Origin of the sequence: Paenarthrobacter sp. NPDC089714 (genome assembly GCF_044748905.1) — a bacterium.
In the GTDB taxonomy this organism is placed as follows: Bacteria; Actinomycetota; Actinomycetes; order Actinomycetales; family Micrococcaceae; genus Arthrobacter.
In genome coordinates this window covers 157,631-177,918 of the sequence record NZ_JBIVGX010000005.1, presented here as the reverse complement: position 1 = coordinate 177,918, position 20,288 = coordinate 157,631, and the positions used below count along the sequence as shown (strand labels likewise).

Annotated in this window: 17 protein-coding genes and 1 tRNA gene; 11 read left to right on the top strand and 7 right to left on the bottom strand. The window is 65.0% G+C overall.

All coding sequences use genetic code 11. The features are described 5' to 3' along the window. Position 1: 1 nt before the first annotated feature. Together pcrA and ACIPY3_RS11660 are read right to left on the bottom strand one after the other, a co-directional pair. Positions 2 to 2,527 (bottom strand): DNA helicase PcrA, encoded by a 2,526-nt coding sequence (pcrA, locus tag ACIPY3_RS11665; RefSeq protein WP_400334136.1) that lies wholly within the window; start codon positions 2,525 to 2,527, stop codon positions 2 to 4. 88 nt (positions 2,528 to 2,615) lie between these two features. Continuing rightward, positions 2,616 to 3,461: an inositol monophosphatase family protein gene (locus ACIPY3_RS11660; protein WP_400334133.1), complete on the bottom strand. Its 846-nt coding sequence runs from the start codon at positions 3,459 to 3,461 to the stop codon at positions 2,616 to 2,618. Positions 3,462 to 3,494: 33 nt separating this feature from the next. Here ACIPY3_RS11660 and ACIPY3_RS11655 point away from each other — a divergent pair, with 33 nt between their 5' ends. Continuing rightward, positions 3,495 to 4,142, top strand: coding sequence for a hypothetical protein (locus ACIPY3_RS11655; RefSeq protein ID WP_400334130.1), 648 nt, complete (start codon positions 3,495 to 3,497; stop codon positions 4,140 to 4,142). Here ACIPY3_RS11655 and ACIPY3_RS11650 read toward each other — a convergent pair. Together ACIPY3_RS11650 and ACIPY3_RS11645 are read right to left on the bottom strand one after the other, a co-directional pair. Further along, positions 4,108 to 4,899 carry a DUF998 domain-containing protein gene (locus ACIPY3_RS11650; RefSeq protein WP_400334127.1) on the bottom strand — a complete coding sequence of 264 codons (792 nt, stop codon included), beginning with the start codon at positions 4,897 to 4,899 and terminating at the stop codon, positions 4,108 to 4,110. The two genes, ACIPY3_RS11655 and ACIPY3_RS11650, sit on opposite strands and share 35 nt — an antisense overlap. 650 nt (positions 4,900 to 5,549) lie before the next feature. After that, on the bottom strand, positions 5,550 to 6,317 hold the full coding sequence (locus tag ACIPY3_RS11645; RefSeq protein WP_400334125.1) for a DUF998 domain-containing protein: 768 nt from the start codon (positions 6,315 to 6,317) through the stop codon (positions 5,550 to 5,552). A gap of 108 nt (positions 6,318 to 6,425) precedes the next feature. On the opposite strand from ACIPY3_RS11645, the gene ACIPY3_RS11640 reads away from it, so the two are divergent. The 3 genes from ACIPY3_RS11640 (at position 6,426) to ACIPY3_RS11630 (ending at position 7,338) form a co-directional block, all read left to right on the top strand. Then, a tRNA-Arg gene (locus ACIPY3_RS11640) sits at positions 6,426 to 6,498 on the top strand. A 1-nt stretch (position 6,499) separates the two neighbouring features. After that, the gene (locus tag ACIPY3_RS11635) at positions 6,500 to 6,943 is read left to right on the top strand and encodes a DUF6314 family protein (protein ID WP_400334122.1); all 444 of its coding nucleotides are present in this window, start codon (positions 6,500 to 6,502) and stop codon (positions 6,941 to 6,943) included. After that, on the top strand, positions 6,940 to 7,338 hold the full coding sequence (locus ACIPY3_RS11630) for an NUDIX domain-containing protein (RefSeq protein ID WP_400334119.1): 399 nt from the start codon (positions 6,940 to 6,942) through the stop codon (positions 7,336 to 7,338). The genes ACIPY3_RS11635 and ACIPY3_RS11630 overlap by 4 nt, the downstream gene beginning before the upstream one ends. Before the next feature lie 67 nt (positions 7,339 to 7,405). Here the strand turns inward: ACIPY3_RS11630 and ACIPY3_RS11625 are convergent, their stop codons facing one another. Further along, entirely contained in the window at positions 7,406 to 9,319 is a 1,914-nt protein-coding gene (locus tag ACIPY3_RS11625; RefSeq protein WP_400334116.1) for an ABC transporter ATP-binding protein, read from the bottom strand. Positions 9,320 to 9,321: 2 nt separating this feature from the next. Next, entirely contained in the window at positions 9,322 to 10,983 is a 1,662-nt protein-coding gene (locus ACIPY3_RS11620) for an ABC-F family ATP-binding cassette domain-containing protein (RefSeq protein WP_400334113.1), read from the bottom strand. A gap of 173 nt (positions 10,984 to 11,156) precedes the next feature. Between ACIPY3_RS11620 and ACIPY3_RS11615 the strand changes: the two genes are divergently transcribed. From ACIPY3_RS11615 to ACIPY3_RS11585, 7 genes are all read left to right on the top strand, one after another. Beyond that, positions 11,157 to 11,879, top strand: coding sequence for a hypothetical protein (locus ACIPY3_RS11615; RefSeq protein ID WP_400334110.1), 723 nt, complete (start codon positions 11,157 to 11,159; stop codon positions 11,877 to 11,879). Next, positions 11,876 to 12,583: a hypothetical protein gene (locus ACIPY3_RS11610; protein ID WP_400334107.1), complete on the top strand. Its 708-nt coding sequence runs from the start codon at positions 11,876 to 11,878 to the stop codon at positions 12,581 to 12,583. The genes ACIPY3_RS11615 and ACIPY3_RS11610 overlap by 4 nt, the downstream gene beginning before the upstream one ends. Before the next feature lie 243 nt (positions 12,584 to 12,826). Continuing rightward, the gene (locus ACIPY3_RS11605; protein WP_400334104.1) at positions 12,827 to 13,645 is read left to right on the top strand and encodes an amino acid ABC transporter substrate-binding protein; all 819 of its coding nucleotides are present in this window, start codon (positions 12,827 to 12,829) and stop codon (positions 13,643 to 13,645) included. Further along, on the top strand, positions 13,646 to 14,305 hold the full coding sequence (locus ACIPY3_RS11600) for an amino acid ABC transporter permease (RefSeq protein ID WP_400334101.1): 660 nt from the start codon (positions 13,646 to 13,648) through the stop codon (positions 14,303 to 14,305). Next, positions 14,292 to 15,092 carry an amino acid ABC transporter ATP-binding protein gene (locus ACIPY3_RS11595; protein ID WP_400334098.1) on the top strand — a complete coding sequence of 267 codons (801 nt, stop codon included), beginning with the start codon at positions 14,292 to 14,294 and terminating at the stop codon, positions 15,090 to 15,092. The genes ACIPY3_RS11600 and ACIPY3_RS11595 overlap by 14 nt, the downstream gene beginning before the upstream one ends. A gap of 105 nt (positions 15,093 to 15,197) precedes the next feature. After that, positions 15,198 to 16,091 carry a hypothetical protein gene (locus ACIPY3_RS11590; RefSeq protein ID WP_400334095.1) on the top strand — a complete coding sequence of 298 codons (894 nt, stop codon included), beginning with the start codon at positions 15,198 to 15,200 and terminating at the stop codon, positions 16,089 to 16,091. A 3-nt stretch (positions 16,092 to 16,094) separates the two neighbouring features. Further along, positions 16,095 to 17,123, top strand: a complete 1,029-nt coding sequence (locus tag ACIPY3_RS11585) for a hypothetical protein (protein ID WP_400334092.1) — start codon at positions 16,095 to 16,097, stop codon at positions 17,121 to 17,123. A gap of 41 nt (positions 17,124 to 17,164) precedes the next feature. Here ACIPY3_RS11585 and ACIPY3_RS11580 read toward each other — a convergent pair whose 3' ends face one another. Next, positions 17,165 to 20,185 (bottom strand): alpha-mannosidase, encoded by a 3,021-nt coding sequence (locus tag ACIPY3_RS11580; RefSeq protein ID WP_400334089.1) that lies wholly within the window; start codon positions 20,183 to 20,185, stop codon positions 17,165 to 17,167. Positions 20,186 to 20,288: the final 103 nt, after the last annotated feature.

Genomic DNA, 20,288 nt, shown 5'->3' with positions numbered 1-20,288 from the left:
CTCAGGCATCCAGTTTGGTCAGTGGCGCGTAACGCAACAGCAGGCGCTTCTCGCCGACGTCGAACTTCACCTTGGCCACTGTCTTGTCGCCGGCTCCTTCGACGCCCAGCACCACCCCGTTGCCGAAGCTGGTGTGGTTGACCTTGTCCCCCACCGACACGGCGATGACTTCCTTCTGCGGCTGAACCCGGGTCCTAGCCACGGCTGCAGGGACATCGGCGTCGAACCCGGCGGTTGGGCTCGCGGCAACTCCGCGGGAGGTGCCGGCTCCCCAGAAGGATCCGCCATAGCGGTTGGAGCCGATGGGTGCACCGCCCCAGCCGCCTGCGGCCTGGCGGGATGTACCCTCGCGTTTCCAGTCCACCAGTTCCGAGGGGATTTCCTGCAGGAACTGGCTGGCCGGGTTGTACTGGCTCTGGCCCCACATGCTGCGGACCTCGGAGCGGGTCACATAGAGCCGCTTGCGTGCGCGGGTCAGCCCAACGTAGGCAAGGCGGCGTTCCTCGGCGAGCTCCTTGGGATCCGTGGCGGAGCGTTGGTGCGGGAAGATCCCGTGCTCCATGCCGGTCAGGAACACCACGGGGAACTCCAGGCCCTTCGCCGTGTGCAGCGTCATCAGCGTGACCACGCCCAAGCGCTTGGCTTCGGCGACTGCGGCGTCGATGTCGGCCCCCGGCGCGTCCGGGATCTGGTCGGCGTCCGCCACCAGGGAGACCTGTTCCAGGAACTCGCCCAGTGAACCTTCGGGGTTGTCACGCTCGTACTCGCGCACCACGGCCACAAGCTCTGCGAGGTTCTCCACGCGGGATTCGTCTTGGGGGTCGTTGCTGGCGCGGAGTCCGGCAAGATAGCCAGTCTGTTCAAGTACGGCTTCCAAGGCCGCGGACGCCCCGGACCCCGAGGCTACCTCGGCGAGGTCGTCCAGCAGCTTCACGAAGCCCAACACTGCATTGACGGAGCGGGTAGCCATGCCGGGTGCTTGATCGGCGCGGCGCGCTGCGTCCATGAAGGACGTCCGGTCCCGCTCGGCCAAGGCAGCAACAGCGCCCTCGGCACGGTCCCCGATGCCCCGCTTCGGTTCGTTCAATACACGGCGGAGGTTGACGTCGTCGTCCGGGTTCACCAGGACGCGCAGGTAGGCCAGTGCGTCCTTGATTTCCTTGCGCTCGTAGAACCGGGTACCGCCAACCACCTTGTACGGCAGGCCAACGCGGACCAGTACGTCTTCAATGGATCGCGACTGGGCGTTGGTTCGGTAGAAGATGGCAACGTCGCCGGGACGCAGCCCCTCCTCGTCCTGTAGCCGGTCGATTTCCTTGGCGATGAACTGGGCTTCGTCGTGCTCGTTTTCGCCGACGTAGCCCACGATCTTCTCGCCATCGCCCTCGGCGGTCCACAGGCGCTTTTCCTGCCGGTTGGGGTTCCGGGAAATCACGGAGTTGGCAGCGCTGAGGATGTTCTGCGTGGAGCGGTAGTTCTGCTCCAGCTTGATGGTCCGCGCGTTCGGGTAGTCGTGCTCGAACTCCACGATGTTGCGGATGTCCGCGCCCCGGAAGGCGTAGATTGACTGGTCCGAGTCGCCAACCACTGTCAGTTCGCTCGGCTGGACCTCGGTGTCATTACCCAGGCCTACGATTTCCCTGACCAGGGCGTACTGGGCATGGTTGGTGTCCTGGTATTCGTCCACCAGGACGTGCCGGAAACGGCGTCGGTACGATTCCGCGAGCGCCGGGAAAGCCCGGAACATGTAGACGGTCTGCGCAATGAGGTCGTCGAAGTCCATGGCGTTGGCCTGGCGCAGACGCTGCGTGTAGCCCTTGAAGACCTCAGCCACAGCGGTTTCGAAAGGCTCGTTGTAATTGGCCGAAGACGCAAAGGAATCGTCGTCGATGAGCTCGTTCTTCAGCGCGGAAATCTTGTGCTGGATGGCCTTGGGCGGGAACTTTTTGGGGTCCAGGTCCAGGTTCTTCGCCACGAGCGTGATGAGGCGCAGCGAGTCCGCGGAGTCATAGATGGAGAAGTTGGAGTTCAGTCCCACGTTGGACGCCTCGCGGCGAAGGATGCGCACGCAGGACGAGTGGAAGGTGGAGATCCACATGGCCTTGGCACGTCCACCAACCAGCGCTTCGATGCGTTCCCGCATTTCCGCCGCAGCTTTGTTGGTGAACGTGATGGCCAGGATCTCACCGTGATGCGCCCGCTTGGTGGCGATCAAGTACGCGATCCGGTTACTGAGTACACGGGTCTTGCCCGAGCCGGCGCCGGCGACAATGAGCAGCGGGCTGCCGGAGTGCTTGACGGCCTCTTCCTGTTGCGGGTTGAGGCCCTGCAGCAAGGCATCAGCGGACGGCAAGCCATGCGACCCCTGGTGACCCCAGCCGCCCGAACCGGGAGCCCCATCATCCTCGCCTGTCCGGGCAGGAGCAGCACCACCGCCGCTGTGTGAAAGCTCCGGCGCAGCCTTGACTGCGGCCCGTGAGCCTGCCTTGAAGGGTCCGTCTGCATAGGGGTCAAACAACATATCCATGGTGCCTACCAGTCTAGGCGGTGGGTCTGACACTCCTTCGACCGGTGCCCGGGATGCGGACCACGTGCCCGCTCAAGCCAGCCCAGGACTAAGCGAACTGGGGCACGGAGGTGAGGGCAGCACTCAACTCGCGGACCGCCGTCGTGCCTCCTGCGACGAACCAGTTGAGTCCGTTGACCTGTACGACGGCGGTGTCCCCACCGGCAGCGCGGACGATCGCCTTGCCGGGGAGCCAATCCCATTCGGGGCAACTGTGCTGGAACCAGCACCCCAGTTCGCCGTCAGCCACCCGGCCGAGGTCGCACGAGCCGGAACCGAACATCCGCAAGGATGCCGCGGTGATTGCCGCGGCGTGCCACGGCATGGCCGCGCGCGGATCCGCCAGCCAGGTCGGGTGGATGTAGGTCGCGGCACTCAGTTGGCCCACTGCCACATCCCCCGAACCGGAGATCGGTTCCCCATTGAGCGTTGCGGGACGTCCTTCGCCGCCGAGCCACAGCTTGTCCGTTTCCGGCTGGTAGATGGCACCAAGCACCACGGAGGGATCCGCTACCGGGTTGCCGCCGCGGTCCGAGTCGTCGCGTTTCAGGGCGATGGCCGAGCACCAGTAGGTGGAGCCATGCAGGAAGTTGTAGGTGCCATCCACGGGGTCGATCACCCAGGTCCGGCCGCTCGTTCCGGCAACGGAGGCACCTTCTTCGCCCAGGATGCCATCCTCGGGGCGGCAGCGGCGCAACTGTTCAAGGACGTAGGCCTCGGCGGCGCGGTCGGCAGCCGTCACCACGTCCGACACCGAGGTCTTCCGCTCCCCCTGCAGGCCCCCCATCCGCATAAGCAGGGCCAACTGACCTGCCTCACGGACCAGGGCGCTGGCCAGTTGGTAATCGTCGAGTGATGGGTCCAGTTCAGTTGCTGTGTGCCTGCCGATGGTCATGGGTCCAGCTTATGTGGCGGAATAATGAATCACATGGCCAAGACCCCAGCGCAGCGCATCAAGAAGCACGGAGCCAAAGCGGCAGTCCCGGAGCACTCCCTGCCGCCCGTGATCAATCCCACCACCCAGCGCACCCCGCAGAAGGCACAGAGCAACTCCAGGCTCATTGTGATTGCGGGCGTGGTGGCCAGCGTCTTCCTGTTCTGGTACCTGCACCTGCTGACCCTCAACCAAATGACGCAACTGTCTGGCGGCCTGGCGATGCCGGACTCCCTCATTGGCGGTTTCTCCACGGACTACATCGCCCAGCTCCGTAACGCCATGGACGATGCCGCCCGGGGTCAGCTAAATTACGTCCACAAGACCGCCGGCACCCTGTTTCCCTTGATCTTTGGCTTCAGCTGGCTGCTCCTCATCGGCACCAACGTGGCCCGCAAATCGTGGCGCTGGGCCATGTGGGCGGCGCCGTTGCTGTTTGCCGTGGCCCACTTGTGGTCGAACGTCGCCATTGATTCGGTGATGGCTTCTGAAACGCCCGACGCCGGCTCGGTCGCCATTGCCTCGGCCGTGACCGTGGCGTCGTGGGTGCTGTTCCTGCTCAGCCTGTTGTGCGGACTGGTGGCTGTGTTCCTTGGGCGGAAGGACGCTACTGCACGGAAGGACGCTGACCCAACGTCCTGACCGCTTTCCGTTCCCTGGTGACCTGGTGGGCCACAACGAGGCCCACCAGGGACAGGCCCAGGATGATGGGATACGCCATGGTCCGTTCGATGGCACCGGCTTCATCCACCCGGAGCTGCACTGCCAGGACATAGATGGTGGTTCCCAGCGATACCACCCCGAACAGCAGCACCATCCACGACATTTGCGTGTGTCCGCGCCACACCAGGCCCAGGACCACCAGGGCGATGGGTCCGGCGATGAAGTACATTCCGGCGCCCGTCAGATGCAGTGCCAGCTCCGTGTCCTCGGGAACCAGCCCCACCATGGCCTGCCCGATCCCCGCAACCAGGATGAGCGCCCGAACCGCACCCGCTGCGATCCACGGAAAAGCCTCCGCGGATTTCGAAGCCATGCTGGGCCGGATGCCGCGCTGGCCCGGCTCTGCAGCCACGGACAGCACGGCGGAACTGACCAGCACGGCCCCCAGTACCATGGCCACGCCCTGGAGGACGAACGAGGCGTTCATCAGCCAATTCAACGGCGAACACACGTCGTAGCCATTGAAAGGTCCACAGTGCGCGGCACCGAGATCGCTGATGACGTGCTCCCGGCGGTCATAGGGCGGATCGCCGCGCCACGCCGCCATCGCAATGGCTTCCACCACGAAGTAGTGGATCAGCGTGATCGCAGCCCAACCCCCAACAAGTTCGCGTCGCCCTGCGAGGTCAGGCAGAAGCCCGCGGTCCCCGCCACGCGGACCAGCCGCCGTCGTCATAGCGCCAGAATAGACCCGCCGCAGCAGGCAGCGCAGCCCTTGTTTGACTCCGTCCCGCTACCGTTCACGCCGGACGCGCCATTCGTTGGCAGGCGCCGCTACCGTTCACGCCGGACGCACCCCTTGCGAAAGCGCGCCGCTACCGTTCCCGCCCAGCGCACCCGTTCTTACGGGAGCCCACGGCGCAAACGAGTGCGACCAGGCCAGCACACACCCCTCGTTGGCCGGCGCCGCTACCGATCCCGCCCAGCGCGCCCTTCGTTGGCCGGCGCCGCTACCGTTCACGCCGGACGCACGCCTTGCGAACCCGCCCCGCTACCCTTCCCGCCCAGCGCACCCGTTCTTACGGGAGCCCACGGCGCAAACGGGTGCGACCAGGCCGGCACACACCCCTCGTTGGCCGGGGCCGCTACCCTTCCCGCCCAGCGCACCCGTTCCGAACCCGCCCTGCTACCCTTCCCGCCCAGCGCACCCGTTCTTACGGGAGCCCACGGCGCAAACGCGTGCGACCAGGCCAGCACACACCCCTCGTTGGCCGGCGCCGCTACCCTTCCCGCCGGACGCACCCGTTCTTACGGGAGCCACGGCGCAAACGGGTGCGACCAGGCCAGCACACACCACTCTTGGCCGCCGCCGCTGCCCCGGGGCCACTAGCGGGTCCGGAAACGCCGTTCGCGGTGCACGCGCTGTGCAATCACCAGGCCTGCGGCCGCCAGGCCGATCGTCACGGGGTAGCCCATGAGCCGTTCAAGGATCCCAGGCTCGGGCACGTCCATGCGGGTGAGGCCGCCGACCACGAGCGCGCCGATGCACAGCGCCCCGCTCGCTGCGAGGAACCAGCTCACAGGGGTTTGCCGCAGCCAAAGGATTCCCAGCAGGATCAGGGCGAAGCCGCCACCAATGAAGAACATCAGGGCGCCCGCAAAATGCCATGGCGAGCCAAGGTCCTCCGGCACCAGGCCCACAAGGACCGTGCCCACGCCGGCAACCCCGGTCAGGATGCGAATGGCCACCGCAAGGATCCAGTGCTGGGCAATCACCCGCGGCGCCTCGCCGTGGAACCGCCGGGCCGGTACCCCCGGCCTCGCTGCGACACACAACAAACCGGCCGTCAGGAACACGGCACCAAGGATCAAAGCGAGCCCTTGGACAACAAACGAGGCATTCATCAGCATGTGCAACGGAGAGCACACAGAGCGGTCCTCGTAGATTCCGCAGGATATTGCGCCAAGGTCGCTGATGTAGCCGGTGGCGCGGCTGTACGGTTCGGGTCCCGCCCACGCGTCGATCACGGCAGCCTCGGCCACGAAGTACTGCACCACGCTCAGCTGGGCCCAGCCGCCGATGGCCGCACGGATGCTGCGGACGTTGGGAAGGAACGTGCCAGCCGATGCCGGTACTGTCGCGTGGCCACTCATGTCCGCCAGCCTAACCGTGTTCGGGCAGCGCCCTTGCAGCTTGTATGCTTATAGTCGTGTTCGGGCCGGAAGGCTCCCGCCAGGGACCTCCACAGGCCATGGACATGCGCCCTCGTAGCTCAGTGGATAGAGCACGGCTCTCCTAAAGCCGGTGTCGTTGGTTCGATTCCAATCGAGGGCACTTGAATGACCAGCAGCCACGGATGGACTTGCGGGCCTACCTGGCCGGCGAATGGAACGTGGAGCGGACCCTCCTTGATCGCGCCACCGGCACCCGCGGAACCTTTTCCGGCGTCGTACGTTACGTCCAGAACCCCGACGGCGGCCTGGACTACCGCGAAGACGGAACCATGCACTGGCCCACCCACTCAGGCCCGGCCTTCCGCGAGTACGTCCTGAAACCCGGCGCCACCGGGCAAAGCATGGACGTGTTCTTCCCCGATGGCCGGCCCTTCCACGTGATGAGCTTTGCCGCGGACGCCAACCAGGACAAGCACTGGTGCGATCCGGACGACTACTACGTCAACTACACCTTGGAGGGTCCTGACGCTTTCAGTTTTACGTGGGACGTCCACGGGCCGGCGAAGGACCTGCTGCTGGAGTCGCATCTGAGGAGGAACACATGAACGTGATCGTGGTCAGCGCCGTGTGCGTCTATAACGGGGCGGGCCAGCTCCTCACCGTCCGCAAGCGTGGGACGGACAAGTTCATGCACCCCGGCGGCAAGCCGGAGCCCGGCGAAACCGCTGCCCAGGCGGCGTCCCGGGAACTGGCCGAGGAAGTCGGCATCAGCGTGGCTCCGGACCAGCTTGAGCCCATGGGCGTGTGGCATGCCGTTGCCGCCAATGAGGAAGCGACCACCATCGAAGCCACGGTGTTCACGGCACCGGGTACGTGGGACGCGCACCCCTCGGCCGAGATCGCGGAGATCCGCTGGCTGGACCTGCACGCGCCGCTGCCGGACGACCTCGCCCCGCTGCTCACGGACCACGTCCTCCCGGCCCTCGCCGCCCCCAAGTAGGTCGCATTTGTGCGCGTTTTCCGCGATCAAAACGCGCACAAATGCGACCCAGTTGGGTACACCGGCATCAAAGCTCCGGGACCGCTTCCTGGGCCACGGCTGCGGCTTCCGCGAACTGTGTCCGGTACAGCTCGGCGTAGCGGCCGTCCGCAGCGAGCAGCTCGCTGTGCGTGCCCCGCTCCACGATCCGGCCGTCTTCCACCACCAGGATCGCGTCGGCAGCCCGGATGGTGGATAGCCGGTGGGCAATCACGACGGCGGTACGACCCTCGAGCGCTTCGCCCAAGGCTGCCTGGACGGCGGCTTCGTTCGTGGAGTCGAGCGCGGCGGTGGCCTCGTCCAGGATGACGACCCTGGGCTGCTTGATGAGGAGCCGGGCGATGGTGAGGCGCTGGCGTTCGCCACCGGAGAGCCGGTAGCCGCGCTCCCCCACCACCGTTTCGAGTCCGTCAGGCAAAGAGCGGATCATCGCTTCCAGGCGGGCGCGCCGCAGTACGTCCCACATCTGTTCCTCGGTGGCATCAGGCCGGGCCAGGCGCAGGTTGGACGCGATGGTCTCGTGGAACAGGTGGCCGTCCTGGGTCACCATGCCCAGGGTTTCGCGGAGGGCATCGAAGCGGAGGTCGCGCACATCCGTTCCGGTTCCAACCCCGTGGCCGCCCAGGCGCACCGCTCCGGAGTCGACGTCGTACAGCCTGGACAGCAACTGGGCCACCGTGGACTTGCCGGCACCGGATGACCCCACCAACGCCACAGTCTGGCCAGGCTCCACCCGGAAACTGACCCCATGGAGGACTTCTTCGCCGCCACGCGTGTCCAGCGTGGCCACGTCTTCGAGGGATGCAAGGGAGACCTTGTCAGCCGAGGGGTAGGAGAAGCGGACGTCGTCGAATTCGACCGCCACAGGTCCCGCCGGAACCGCCACAGCGTCCGGCTTCTCGGTGATGAGCGGCTTGAGGTCCAGGATTTCGAAGACGCGCTCGAAGCTGACCAGCGCACTCATGACTTCCACGCGGGCGTTGGACAGTGCAGTCAGCGGGGCGTAGAGGCGCGTGAGCAGGAGGGCCAGCACCACAACGTCACCCGGTGCCAACTGTCCCCCGATGGCGAGCCAGCCGCCGAGCCCGTACACCAGTGCCAGGGCCAGCGCGGAGACCAGGGTCAAGGCGGTCACGAAGGTGAACTGCAGCATGGCGGTCCGGATGCCGATGTCGCGGACCCGGCCTGCACGGGCAGCGAACTCGAGGGATTCCTCATCCGGCCGTCCGAAGAGCTTCACCAGCGTGGCGCCGGGCGCGGAGAACCGTTCGGTCATTTGGGTGCCCATGGCGGCGTTGTGCGCTGCGGCTTCGCGGCGCAGGTCCGCCAGCTTTGACCCCATCCGCCGTGCAGGGATCAGGAAGATCGGGAGCAGCACCATGGCCAGCACGGTCACCAGCCACGAGGTGTTGAGCATGACGGCCAAGGTCAGGGCCAAGGCAACCACGTTGCTGACCACACCGGACAACGTCCCGGCAAAGGCGGACTGGGCCCCGATCACATCATTGTTCAGGCGGCTCACCAACGCACCGGTCCGCGTGCGGGTGAAGAAGGCGATCGGCATGCGCTGCACGTGGTCGAACACCCGCGTGCGAAGGTCCACGATGACCCCCTCGCCGATGGTCGACGACAACCACCTGGTCAGGAGCCCCACGCCGGCCTCGCCCACCGCTACCAGCGCGATGAGCACGGCAAGCCAGACGATGGTTCCGGCACCGGATTTTCCGATGATGGCATCAACCACCTGGCCGGCCAGCACCGGCGTGGCCACGGCCAGCACGGCACCGGCGATCGAGGCGATCACGAACGCGATGAGCTTGCCCTTGTGCGGGGCAGCGAAGCCAAGGACGCGTTTCAGGGTCTCCTTGGAGAACGGCTGCGAACCGCTCTGCGCCCGGGTGATCTTGTAGAGCGAGCTCCAGGCCACGCCATCCATGCTCATGGTTACTTCTCCTGGCCCGGTATGTGGTGCAACTCCTGGACACGGCCATTTTCCAGGTGCCATCGTGAATCGAGCCGGACGTTCTCCAGCAGCCTGCGGTCGTGGGTGACCAACAGCAGGGCACCCTCATAGCTTTCCAGGGCTTCTTCAAGCTGTTCGATCGCGGGAAGGTCAAGGTGGTTGGTGGGTTCGTCCAACACGAGCAGGTTGACACCGCGCGCCTGCAGGAGCGCCAGGGCGGCACGGGTCCGTTCCCCTGGGGACAGGGAATCCACCGTGCGGGATGTGTGGTCGGCCTTGAGTCCAAACTTGGCCAAAAGTGTGCGGACATCGGCGCTGTTCCAATCAACCAGCACGGCCTCCACGGCGGCACCGAGCGGTTTGCCGCCGTCGAGCATTCCGCGGGCCTGGTCGATCTCGCCGATCGCCACGGAGGCACCCATGGAGGCATCGCCGTCGTCCGGGGTCCTGGTGCCGAGCAACAGCCTTAGGAGGGTGGACTTGCCGGCACCGTTGGGACCGGTGATACCGATGCGCTCACCGCCGTTGAGTTGCAGGTTGACCGGTCCCAGCGTGAAGTCTCCTTGGCGTACGACGGCGTCACGCAAGGTGGCGACGACGGCGCTGGACCGCGGTGCCTGGCCGATGCTGAACTGCAGCTGCCATTCCTTCCGCGGTTCCTCCACTTCCGTGAGCCGGGCGATGCGGGACTCCATTTGACGGACCTTCTGGGCCTGCTTCTCGGAGGACTCGGTGCTGGCCGCGCGCCGGATCTTGTCATTGTCCGGGTTCTTCTTCATCGCGTTCCGGACGCCTTGGGAGCTCCATTCCCGCTGGGTCCGGGCACGCGCCACAAGGTCAGCTTTGGTGGAGGCGTACTCCTCATAGCGTTCCCGGGCATGGCGTTTTGCCACGGCCCGTTCATCGAGGAAGGACTCGTAACCGCCGTCGTACACAGCCACGGAGTTCTGGGCGAGGTCCAGCTCCACCACGGTGGTGACGCAGCGGGCCAGGAACTCGCGGTCGTGGGACACCAGCACCACGCCGCCGCGCAGACCCTGCACGAACGCTTCCAGGCGGGCGAGTCCATCCAGGTCCAGGTCGTTGGTGGGTTCGTCGAGGAGGACGACGTCGAACCGGCTCAGCAACAAGGCGGCGAGCGCCACGCGCGCAGCTTGCCCGCCGGAGAGGCCGGTCATGAGGGCTTCGGCTCCGAGCTCCAGGCCAAGGTCCGCCAGCACGGCCGGGATTCGCTCTTCGAGGTCCGCGGCACCGGAGGCCATCCAGCGGTCGAAGGCCACGGAGTAGGCATCGTCAGCGCCGGGTGCACCTGAGCCGAGCGCCTCGGCCGTGGCTTCCATTTCTGCCGTCGCCTGGGCACAACCCGTCCGGCGCGCAATGTAGGCGGCGATGGTTTCGCCCGGAGTCCGTTCGTGTTCCTGCGGCAACCAGCCAACGAACGCATCGGACGGCGCCAGGCTCACCGTGCCTTCCTGCGGCTGGTCAACGCCGGCGAGGATGCGCAGCAGCGTCGATTTGCCCGCACCATTGGCGCCCACCACACCCACCACATCGCCGGGAGCCACCGTCAGGGACAGCTTCGAAAAGAGCGTGCGATGGCCATGGCCACCGGCAAGGTCCTTGGCTACCAAGGTTGCAGTCATGAGTTCAATCCTCTCGCTGCCTGCCCATTTTCTGCAGGCATGGAAAAACCCGCCGGTCCGGACTTGGGGGGTGTACGGACCAGCGGGTTCAAGAATCAAGCATAATTCAATGTGGCGTCCGCGTAAAATCGATTCGTACTACCACTTACAGCAAACTTTCCAGAGAGTCCTCCATGCCCCTACAGTCCAAGGCGTTCCAGCGCTGGCTCCACGGCGTTGCGCCGGACGCCAGCATCGCCGATGTCTGCAGGGTCTCCGGAATCAAACGGACGACGCTGGCCCAGCAGTTGGTTCGCGGCAAGGTAGCCGAATCCACGCTGGTGAGCATCAGCCGCGCCTACGACCTCAACCCGGTCCAGGAATTGGCCACGTTCGACCTCTACGCACAGCTTCGGGGCGAGCCCGTTCCGCCCACTCCCGCCGAGTTGGTCAGCCAGATCGCCACGATCGACCTGCTGCGGGCCGTGGTGGAACGTACCGAACCGGGCAGCGTCCCCGCCACCGGACTCACCGCAACACCGCACCCCACCGCCGTGCGGAACTGGGTGGACGCGATCGACGACGGCGAGTTGCGGCACCGGGTCAGTGAGGCCACCGGGATCGCGCCCCAAAACTTTTCCGCCCACCTGACAGCCAACCGGCTCCCTCCCGAACTGGCCATTGCCACCTCACGGGCCGCCGGGGTTGGACCGGCAGGTGGGCTGGTCGCCGGCGGGTTGATCACCGAAAGCGAGGCCGGCTGGACACCCCACGGGCGCCGGGACGCTTTGGACAGGATGACACTGGGCGAACTGGTGACACTGTCCGGCGAACGCCTCCAGGCCCTGGGCAAGAACCTTCGCCGCCAAGAACAAGACCACGAACGAACTGAACGAATTTGGGAGAACCTCGGATGACGGCTGTCCTGCCCTGGGCAACGCTTGTTATTTGCCTGGCCATTACCGTGGCGCGCATCCCCAGTGCGCTGCGCGGAGAGAACCGCGTGGTCTTCTACATCTTTGCCTTGATGACCATGGACATCCTGCTCAGTATCGAAGCACCCTACCTGGCCATCGACGCCGTCCTCGGGGGCATGAACCTGACCAACCTCATCCTGCGGTTCCTGCTGTATGGAACCTTCCTGCTGATGGGCATCAAGATCGCCACGGGCTTCGACTCCAAATCCGCGGTCCGGGCCATCCGGGGCCCGTGGGGCCTGACCGTCCTGGCCATCACTGCGGCGTTAACGGCCTACTTCTTCCTCATCACCGATACCCGGGGCTCCACCGTGGGCATGACGGGCCTGACGTGGGGTCCATCCATGGAGGCCTACGCTGCCCTTGGCCGGTTCTACCCGGGCTTCGTTTCGGCATGCCTGCTCCCGGCGATCTGGCGCACGGTGACCGGTCGTTTCCCGGCTCTGTTGCGCGGCGCATCGGCCTTGTTGTTCGTCGGCTTGACACTGTTGTTGGTGTCCCAGCTCTTCCCCTTGATTCCCCTGGTACATCTGTGGCTGCGCTCACTGATCAATTACTCGGCCGTGCTGGCGACCGCCATTGGCCTGGCCGGAATCTGGTTTTCCAAGGCCTACGCGAGGCGGAAAAGACGACGCACAGCGTAAGACTTTCACAAAAGCATTAGATCGTGGCACAATCATGAATGTGTGAATGAGGCTTGCAGCCTGACAGCGGAATCAGAGAACGGGTTTCCGGTGGATGTGGCGCCCTCATGATCACAATTGGGGGGATGAGTGGTGGCGGGCTGTTGGGGACCGCCCCCACTCAGCCTTTTTAACGGCCATTTCGCGGGGGCTGGCCGCGTCGGCGCAGCGGGCCTGACGGGGGCCGTGGCTAAGATGGCTTCCATGACCAGTCTTCGTACCCGCCGCTCTGTCCTGGCAGCTACCTTGGCCTCCGTGGCCCTTGCCCTCTCGGCATGCGGCGGTGGTGGGTCCACCCAGTCGCAGTCCGGTGGCGATACGTCCCTTTCCGATGTGAAGTCCAAGGGTGAACTGGTCATCGCCACCGAGGGAACCTACCGCCCCTTCAGCTTCCACGCCAACGGTGCCGGCGAGCTGACAGGCTACGACGTGGAGATCGCCAAGGCAGTGGCGGACAAACTGGGCGTGAAGGCAACGTTCCAGGAGACCCAGTTCGATGGCATCTTCGCGGGACTCGACGCCAAACGCTTCGATACGATCGCCAACCAGATCTCCATCAACGAAGACCGCAAGGCCAAATACGACTTCTCCACGCCCTACACGGTCTCCACGGGCGTGGTGGTGACCAAGTCCGACAATTCCGGCATCAACAGCTTCGCCGACCTCAAGGGCAAGACCACGGCGCAGTCCCTCACCAGCAACTTCTACAAGATGGCCGTGGACGCAGGAGCCAACGTCCAGGCCGTGGAAGGCTGGGCCCAGGCGGCAACGCTGGTTCAGCAGGGCCGGGTGGACGCCACTGTCAACGACAAGCTCACGTACCTGGATTACGCCAAGACCACCCCGGATTCCGGCCTCAAGGTGGCGGCAGAAGCCCCGGACAAGACCGAAAGCGCCATGGTGTTCCGCAAGGGCTCCACGGAACTGGCCAACGCCGTGAACAAGGCCCTCGCCGACCTGCAGGCTGACGGCACCCTGGCAAAGATCTCGGACAAGTACTTCGGCGCGGACGTCTCCAAGTAAATGAACTGGGACCTCGTCTGGAGTTCCTTCGGGCCGCTCGTCACAGGTGCCGTGACGGGGACCATTCCGCTCACGCTGCTGTCTTTCGCGTTCGGGCTGGTCCTGGCGCTCCTGGTGGCCTTGATGCGGCTCAGTCCCAACTGGCTGCTCTCGGGCATCGGGCGCTTCTATGTGTCGGTGATCCGCGGAACTCCCCTCCTGGTCCAGTTGTTCGTGATCTTCTACGGCCTGCCCAACCTGGGCGTGAAGCTGGATCCGTGGCCCAGCGCCATCATCGCGTTCTCGCTGAACGTGGGTGGCTACGCGGCCGAGATCATCCGCGCTGCCATCCTGTCCGTACCCAAAGGCCAGTGGGAGGCCGGGCACACCATCGGCATGTCCACCCGGCAAACCCTGGTCCGGATCATCCTCCCCCAGGCGGCCCGGGTGTCGGTCCCACCGCTGTCCAACACCTTCATTTCCCTGGTGAAGGACACCTCGCTCGCTTCGCTGATCCTGGTCACCGAACTGTTCCGCAATGCCCAGCAGATCGCCGCGTTCAGCCAGGAATTCATGGTCCTGTACCTGCAGGCAGCCTTGGTCTACTGGGTGATCTGCCTTGTCCTGTCCACGGCGCAGTCAGCCGTGGAACGGAGATTGGACCGCTATGTCGCCCACTGACTCACCGCAGCCCCGCCCGGCACCGGTCCTGAAGGCCCGCAACCTCGCCAAGGCCTTTGGCAGCAACGTCGTGCTGCGCGACATCGATATCGACATCCGCCGGGGCCAGGTGGTCGCACTGATCGGCCCGTCCGGTTCGGGCAAGACCACCGTCCTGCGCTCGCTCAACGGGCTGGAAATTCCCGACGCCGGCACGGTCGCCTTCGGGGACGACGGAACCGAAACTGGTCTCTCCATCGATTTCGGCACCAAGGTGGGCAAAAAGGACATCGCCGCCTTGCGGGATCGCAGCGCGATGGTATTCCAGCACTACAACCTGTTTCCGCACATGACTGTGCTGAAGAACATCATCGAGGGCCCCGTCCAGGTCCAGAAAAGGCCCAGGGCCGATGCCATAGCAGACGCCGAGCGGCTCCTGGAACGGGTTGGTTTGGCCGACAAGCGCGATGCGTACCCCTTTGAACTCTCCGGGGGCCAGCAGCAGCGTGTGGGCATTGTCCGTGCCCTGGCGCTCAAACCGCAGCTGCTGCTCTTCGACGAGCCCACGTCGGCCCTGGATCCGGAACTGGTTGGTGACGTCCTCGGCGTCATCAAGGAGCTTGCCGAAGAAGGCTGGACCATGGTGATCGTGACCCACGAGCTCGCCTTCGCCCAGCACGTAGCGGACGAGGTCATCTTCATGGACGGCGGAGTAGTGGTTGAGCGCGGCCCCGCCACCGAGGTCCTCCGTGCTCCCAAGCAGGAACGCACTAAGCTCTTCGTCAAGCGCCTCCAGCACGACGTCTAGCCCGGCTGGCGTATCCTCATAAGGTTCCTGCTCAAAAGGAACCTTATGAGGCTTCAAGTGCCCGGAGCCGGGCGCGCGTCAAAAAATCGGGGGGTAAGACGGACTGTGGAAGAGACAGAACAGCCGGCGCAGAAGAAGAGTCGGCGAACACCCATCATCGTGGCAGTAGTGGCGCTGGCTTTGGTGGCCGGAGGGCTTGGCACGTGGTACGCGCTGTCACGCCCCGCGGGTGTCCAGCGTGCGGACGTGCTTCGCCTGGACAAGCAACGGGCCATCGTGGACAACTCCATGAATATCTACGACCCCTTGGTGCAGGAATTCACGGCCCGGTACACCAGCGCGGTCTCCACTGATGCGGATGAAGATGAGGTGGGCCAGGTACTGCAACAGCAGCGAGATGTCCTGGAACGGGAATCCGCCACGAACAAGAACCGCTTGGAAGCCATGACTGGCTCGCCTGCGCTGCAGGAGTCCGAGGTCAAGGATGCCGTGGGGCAGTTCAAGGACAAGTACGGCGCAGTGGTGGCCTACAACGACCAGCGCTTGACCAACACGGCAAACATCACCCAGTCAGTTGGCGGAGCCTGTGCACCTTTGCACCGCGACCTGAACATCGGCAGCGAAACGTACGCCAAGGACTACGTTTCCACCGCCGATGCGTGCTTGGCCGCCCTGTCGGATGCCAAGAACGGGTCCGATGCAGAGACAAGCACGCTCCTGGGTGCCTTCGAGGGCGTCATTCGCGGACAGCGGGACAAGCAGCAGGAAGTCCTGGACGCCAAGGATGACTTTGAGCGGGCTGCGAAGCGTACCCTGGCGGCCATCGCGCTGCTCGACATCAATGATTCCCTGGACAAGCCCCGCACGGAATATGAGAACGCAGTGAAAAAAGCGTCCACGACGGTGGTCAACGAAGCGAACGAATCAAACGCCAACCTCGAGCGGATCCTGAAAGAGCGGTTGGAACGCTTTGATGCCGCCGGCCAGGAGGGGAAATAGGCCATGAGCAACCACATTCCGGAGACCACTGCCGTCCCCGTCCGCCGCAATCGCCGCCCAGTACTCCTGGTGATTGGTATTCTCCTCGTTGTGCTGGTCATTGCCGCCGGAACGCTGGTGGCCATGAACAACTTGGCTGCACAACAGCGAAAAGAAGGCCTGTCCTTACTGAAGGAAGACCGGATGAATGCCCTCAGCGAGGCCAGGGACAAGATCCAGCCGGCAGTCAACGCTTATCTGGCGGCCTACAAGAAGGCACGGAACGCCCCCGCTTCCCGGGACGAGGCAGCACGGAACAGCCAGAAAGAGAAGGATGACGTCCAGCAGGCCACGGAGTCTGCCCGGGCCGCTTTGGACAACCTGAAGGCCACGCATGGTTCCAGCGACGACACCGTGGGAGTCGCACTGCAGCAGTTGGTGGAGTCCCACGACGGGTACTTCGGCTACATGGAGGGACTCGTGAACTCCTACCCGCAGTTCGAGGGCCTCTTCCGCGAGGACGACGCAGCCGGGTGCAACGGCCTGTTCGTGGGTTCCAAAGCAGCCAGCCTGCGGGAACGCCAAACCTTGCTGGCCAAGGCTGCCACACCGTGCCGGAAAGCAGCGGAGGAACTGAAGCAGTCCAACAACACCGCTTATCAGGAGTTCGCCCGCATATTCGACGCCAAGGTGGCCGAGCTTGAGGTGCACGCCGAGGCAACCGCGAAGGGCGAAGAAAGCTATGCGGAGTTCGTGCGGCTCAAGGACGACTTCGTCAAGAAAGCAGACGATGCTGAGGCGCGCAACGCCCCGGCCGAGGAAGTCCAGAAGATCGCCGACGACGCCAAAGCGCTCAACGCCAAGATCCGGTACAACAGATCGGACTTCGATTTCGCCGCGAAGCGTTACCTGGCCGGGGTCAAGGAAATGCCGTCACTGGTTGAGGAAGTGTTCACCAAAGGGGTGGCGGACGACATCAAACACTTCAGCACTGTCATCCCCCTGCGCGAACAGGTCCTGAAAGGCGTCGTGGACGTCGAACTGACCGAGTAGCCGGATGCGGGCCTGCATCCAAGGATGCAGGCCCGCACCGACTACCTGGAAAAGCGCAGCGTGACCAACTGGAACGGCCGGAGAACCAGCTCCGCTGCCGAACCTGCGCAGACCACACCCGCGGCCTCAACGGTCCGTTCAAGCAAGTCCGTCGCCACCACACCGGAAGATTCAAAGTTGGCCATCACCGTGCCCTTCGACCGCTGTCCAAGGGATTCGTAGAGCCGCACAATGACGTCCCCACTGCCGTCCTCCGCGAGCTTCACCGCTTCCACCACTATTGCGGGGTTGGACACCGAAACCAGTGGCTCCACCGGGTTGGTTCCCGTGACGTAGCGGGGCTTGAGGTTGGTCCGGTAGCCCTCTTCCACGGCGTCGGCGATGCCCGCTCCGGGCCTGATGGACACCTCCAGCGTGTGCTCGCCACGGTCTGCCTCGGGGTCCGGGAACTTCGCCGACCGCAGCAGCGAGGTGCGCACCGTCGTCGTGGTTCCACCATCCTGGCGGACCGCCCGGGTGACGTCGTGCCCGTAACTGGACGAGTTGCTGACCGCCACGCCATATCCCGGTTCCCCTACATGGATCCAGCGATGCGCGCAGATCTCGAACTTGGCGGCATCCCAGGACGTATTGGTGTGGGTTGGCCGGAACACGTGGCCGAACTGGGTTTCCGAGGCCGAATGGTCGGCCCGCACATCCAGCGGGAAGGCGATCTTCAGCATCTTCTCGCGTTCCTGCCAGTCCACTGTGGTGGCTATCGCCAGAGACTCCGCGCCGGCGTCGAGCGTGATGCGTTGCGTGATGGTGGACCCGCCCACCGAACGCTCAACGACGACGACGGCGCCCGTCGCGGTCCGCTCCAGGGCGGTACCTTCGACGTCGGTCAGCGGGGTGACGTTGTGGCGGTAGAACTCCTCGATGTCCCAGGCGTCCCATTCGTTCGGGGTGTCGCGGAAGAGCTCCAGCAGGTTCCCCGCCTGGCCGGGGGCGATGGCGTCACGGCCACTCGCATGGTCGACGAGCGAAGTCAGGAGGCCGTTGCTGTCCAGGACTGCCCGGATGATGCCGTTGTCCACCACATAGCCGCCGGCCTCTTCCAACACCTCCACGGAAGCGTCGGTGCTGGCGGCTTCGGCGACGCCCAGTGCCTGCACGCCATTCCGCTTGTGCGGCGCGGCATTGAGGAGGAACCGCGTGTCCCCCTGGCCGACCAGAGCCTGCGCGGCCTCCGCGATGATGGCCTCAAGGTCGCGGGCGATCGCCGCATAATTTCGTTCGGCGTCCTGATGGACCCAGGCGATGGAGCTGCCGGGCAGGATGTCATGGAACTGCTGGAGCAACACCAGTTGCCAGAGCCGCTTGAGCTCCGCCGCCGGATACGGGAAGCCCACACGGACGGCGGCCGTGGAGCACCAGAGCTCCGCCTCGCGGAGCAAGTGCTCGCTGCGGCGGTTGCCCCGTTTGGTCTTGGCCTGGCTGGTGTAGGTGCCGCGGTGCATCTCCAGGTACATTTCGCCCACCCAGACCGGCGGGTTGGCGTACTCCGCCTCGGCCTTGAGGAAGAAGTCCCTGGCCGTCCCCATGCGGACCTTGGGTGAGCCCTCCAGGTCTGCCGTGCGGTGCGCCGCGGCCACCATCTCGCGCGTGGGTCCGCCACCGCCGTCGCCATAGCCAAACGGGACCAAGGACATGGTTCCCCGGCCGTGGTCGCGGTAGTTCCGCTGGGCGTGGGCCAGTTCGCGTCCGTGCAACTCGGCGTTGTAGGTGTCCACTGGCGGGAAGTGGGTGAACAGGCGCGTCCCGTCAATGCCTTCCCAGGTGAAGGTATGGTGCGGCATGCGGTTGACCTTGTTCCAGGAAATCTTCTGGGTCAGGAACCACCGGGACCCGGCGGACTTGACGATCTGCGGGAGGGCACCGGAGTAGCCAAAGGAATCGGGCAGCCAGGCTTCCTGGCACTCAACGTCGAACTCGCGTTGGAAGAAGCTCTTGCCCTCCACGAACTGGCGGGCCATGGCTTCGCCGCCGGGCATGTTGGTGTCCGATTCCACCCACATGCCGCCGACAGGGACGAACTGGCCGGCCTTGACCTTCTCGCGGATGCGGACAAAGAGCTCCGGGAAGTACTCCTTGATCCAGGCCAGTTGCTGGGCGGAGGAGCAGGAGAACACAAAATCGGGGTCGTCATCCATGAGCGCCACCACGTTGGAGAAGGTCCGGGCGCACTTGCGGATGGTTTCCCGGACGGGCCAGAGCCATGCCGAATCAATGTGGGCGTGGCCGGTGGCAAGCAGTTCGTGGGCCGAGGCGTAGGCGGGACGGCTCAGCACCCCTTCCAGCGCGGCGCGGCCGGCCGCCGCAGTCCCGGCAACGTCGTCCGGATCCATGATGTCCAGCATGCGTTCCAGCGCCCGCAGGATCTCGTGCCGGCGGGGCAACTCCATGGGGAGCTCGTGCATCAGACCAGTCAAGGTCCACACGTCCTGGTTGAGCTCCCACACGGTCTCGTTGAGCTCGGCGATGGCGATGCGCCCCAACCGGTAGCGGGGTTCGTCACCGGACGTGGCTTTGTCCCCCAGCGGTGTGGGCGCAAAGGACCAGCCCTGGGCTACGTCCGGGTTGGCGGCCGCTTCGACGTAGAAGTCCACGGAAAGACCGCCACCCAGCAGTTTCAGCGGTACGTGGTAGTTCCGCGGCGAGATCGCCTTGATGATGCTGCCGTCGGCACGCCAGGCCGTACCCTCGCACTGGAATCCGGGGACATCGCTGTTGAAGCCGAGGTCAACGATGATTTCCACCGTGGTGTCTTCCGAGGCACCCCAGCCTTCGGGGACCTCGCCTTGGAGCCGGAGCCACTTGGTGCTCCACGCCTTGCCCCAGGCGGCACCGGCCTCCTGCGGAGTGAACAGCTGCCGCATTGCTTCGGCAGCGGGGACCGGCTCACCCGGCGCCTCCCAACTGCTCAGTTCAAGGGGAACGGACCTGCCGTATATGGCCGGAAGAAGGCGTTCCCGAACAAATCGATCGAGACGCTGTTCTGTGATCCGACGGTCGTCGTGCAATTAAATCCCCTTTGGCGTGAGCTGGGCGGCGGGACTGGCAGGCGGGTGGACGGTGCTCCTCAAAGAGGTGGCGTTCCGGGCACTCCGGCGATTCCATTCGATG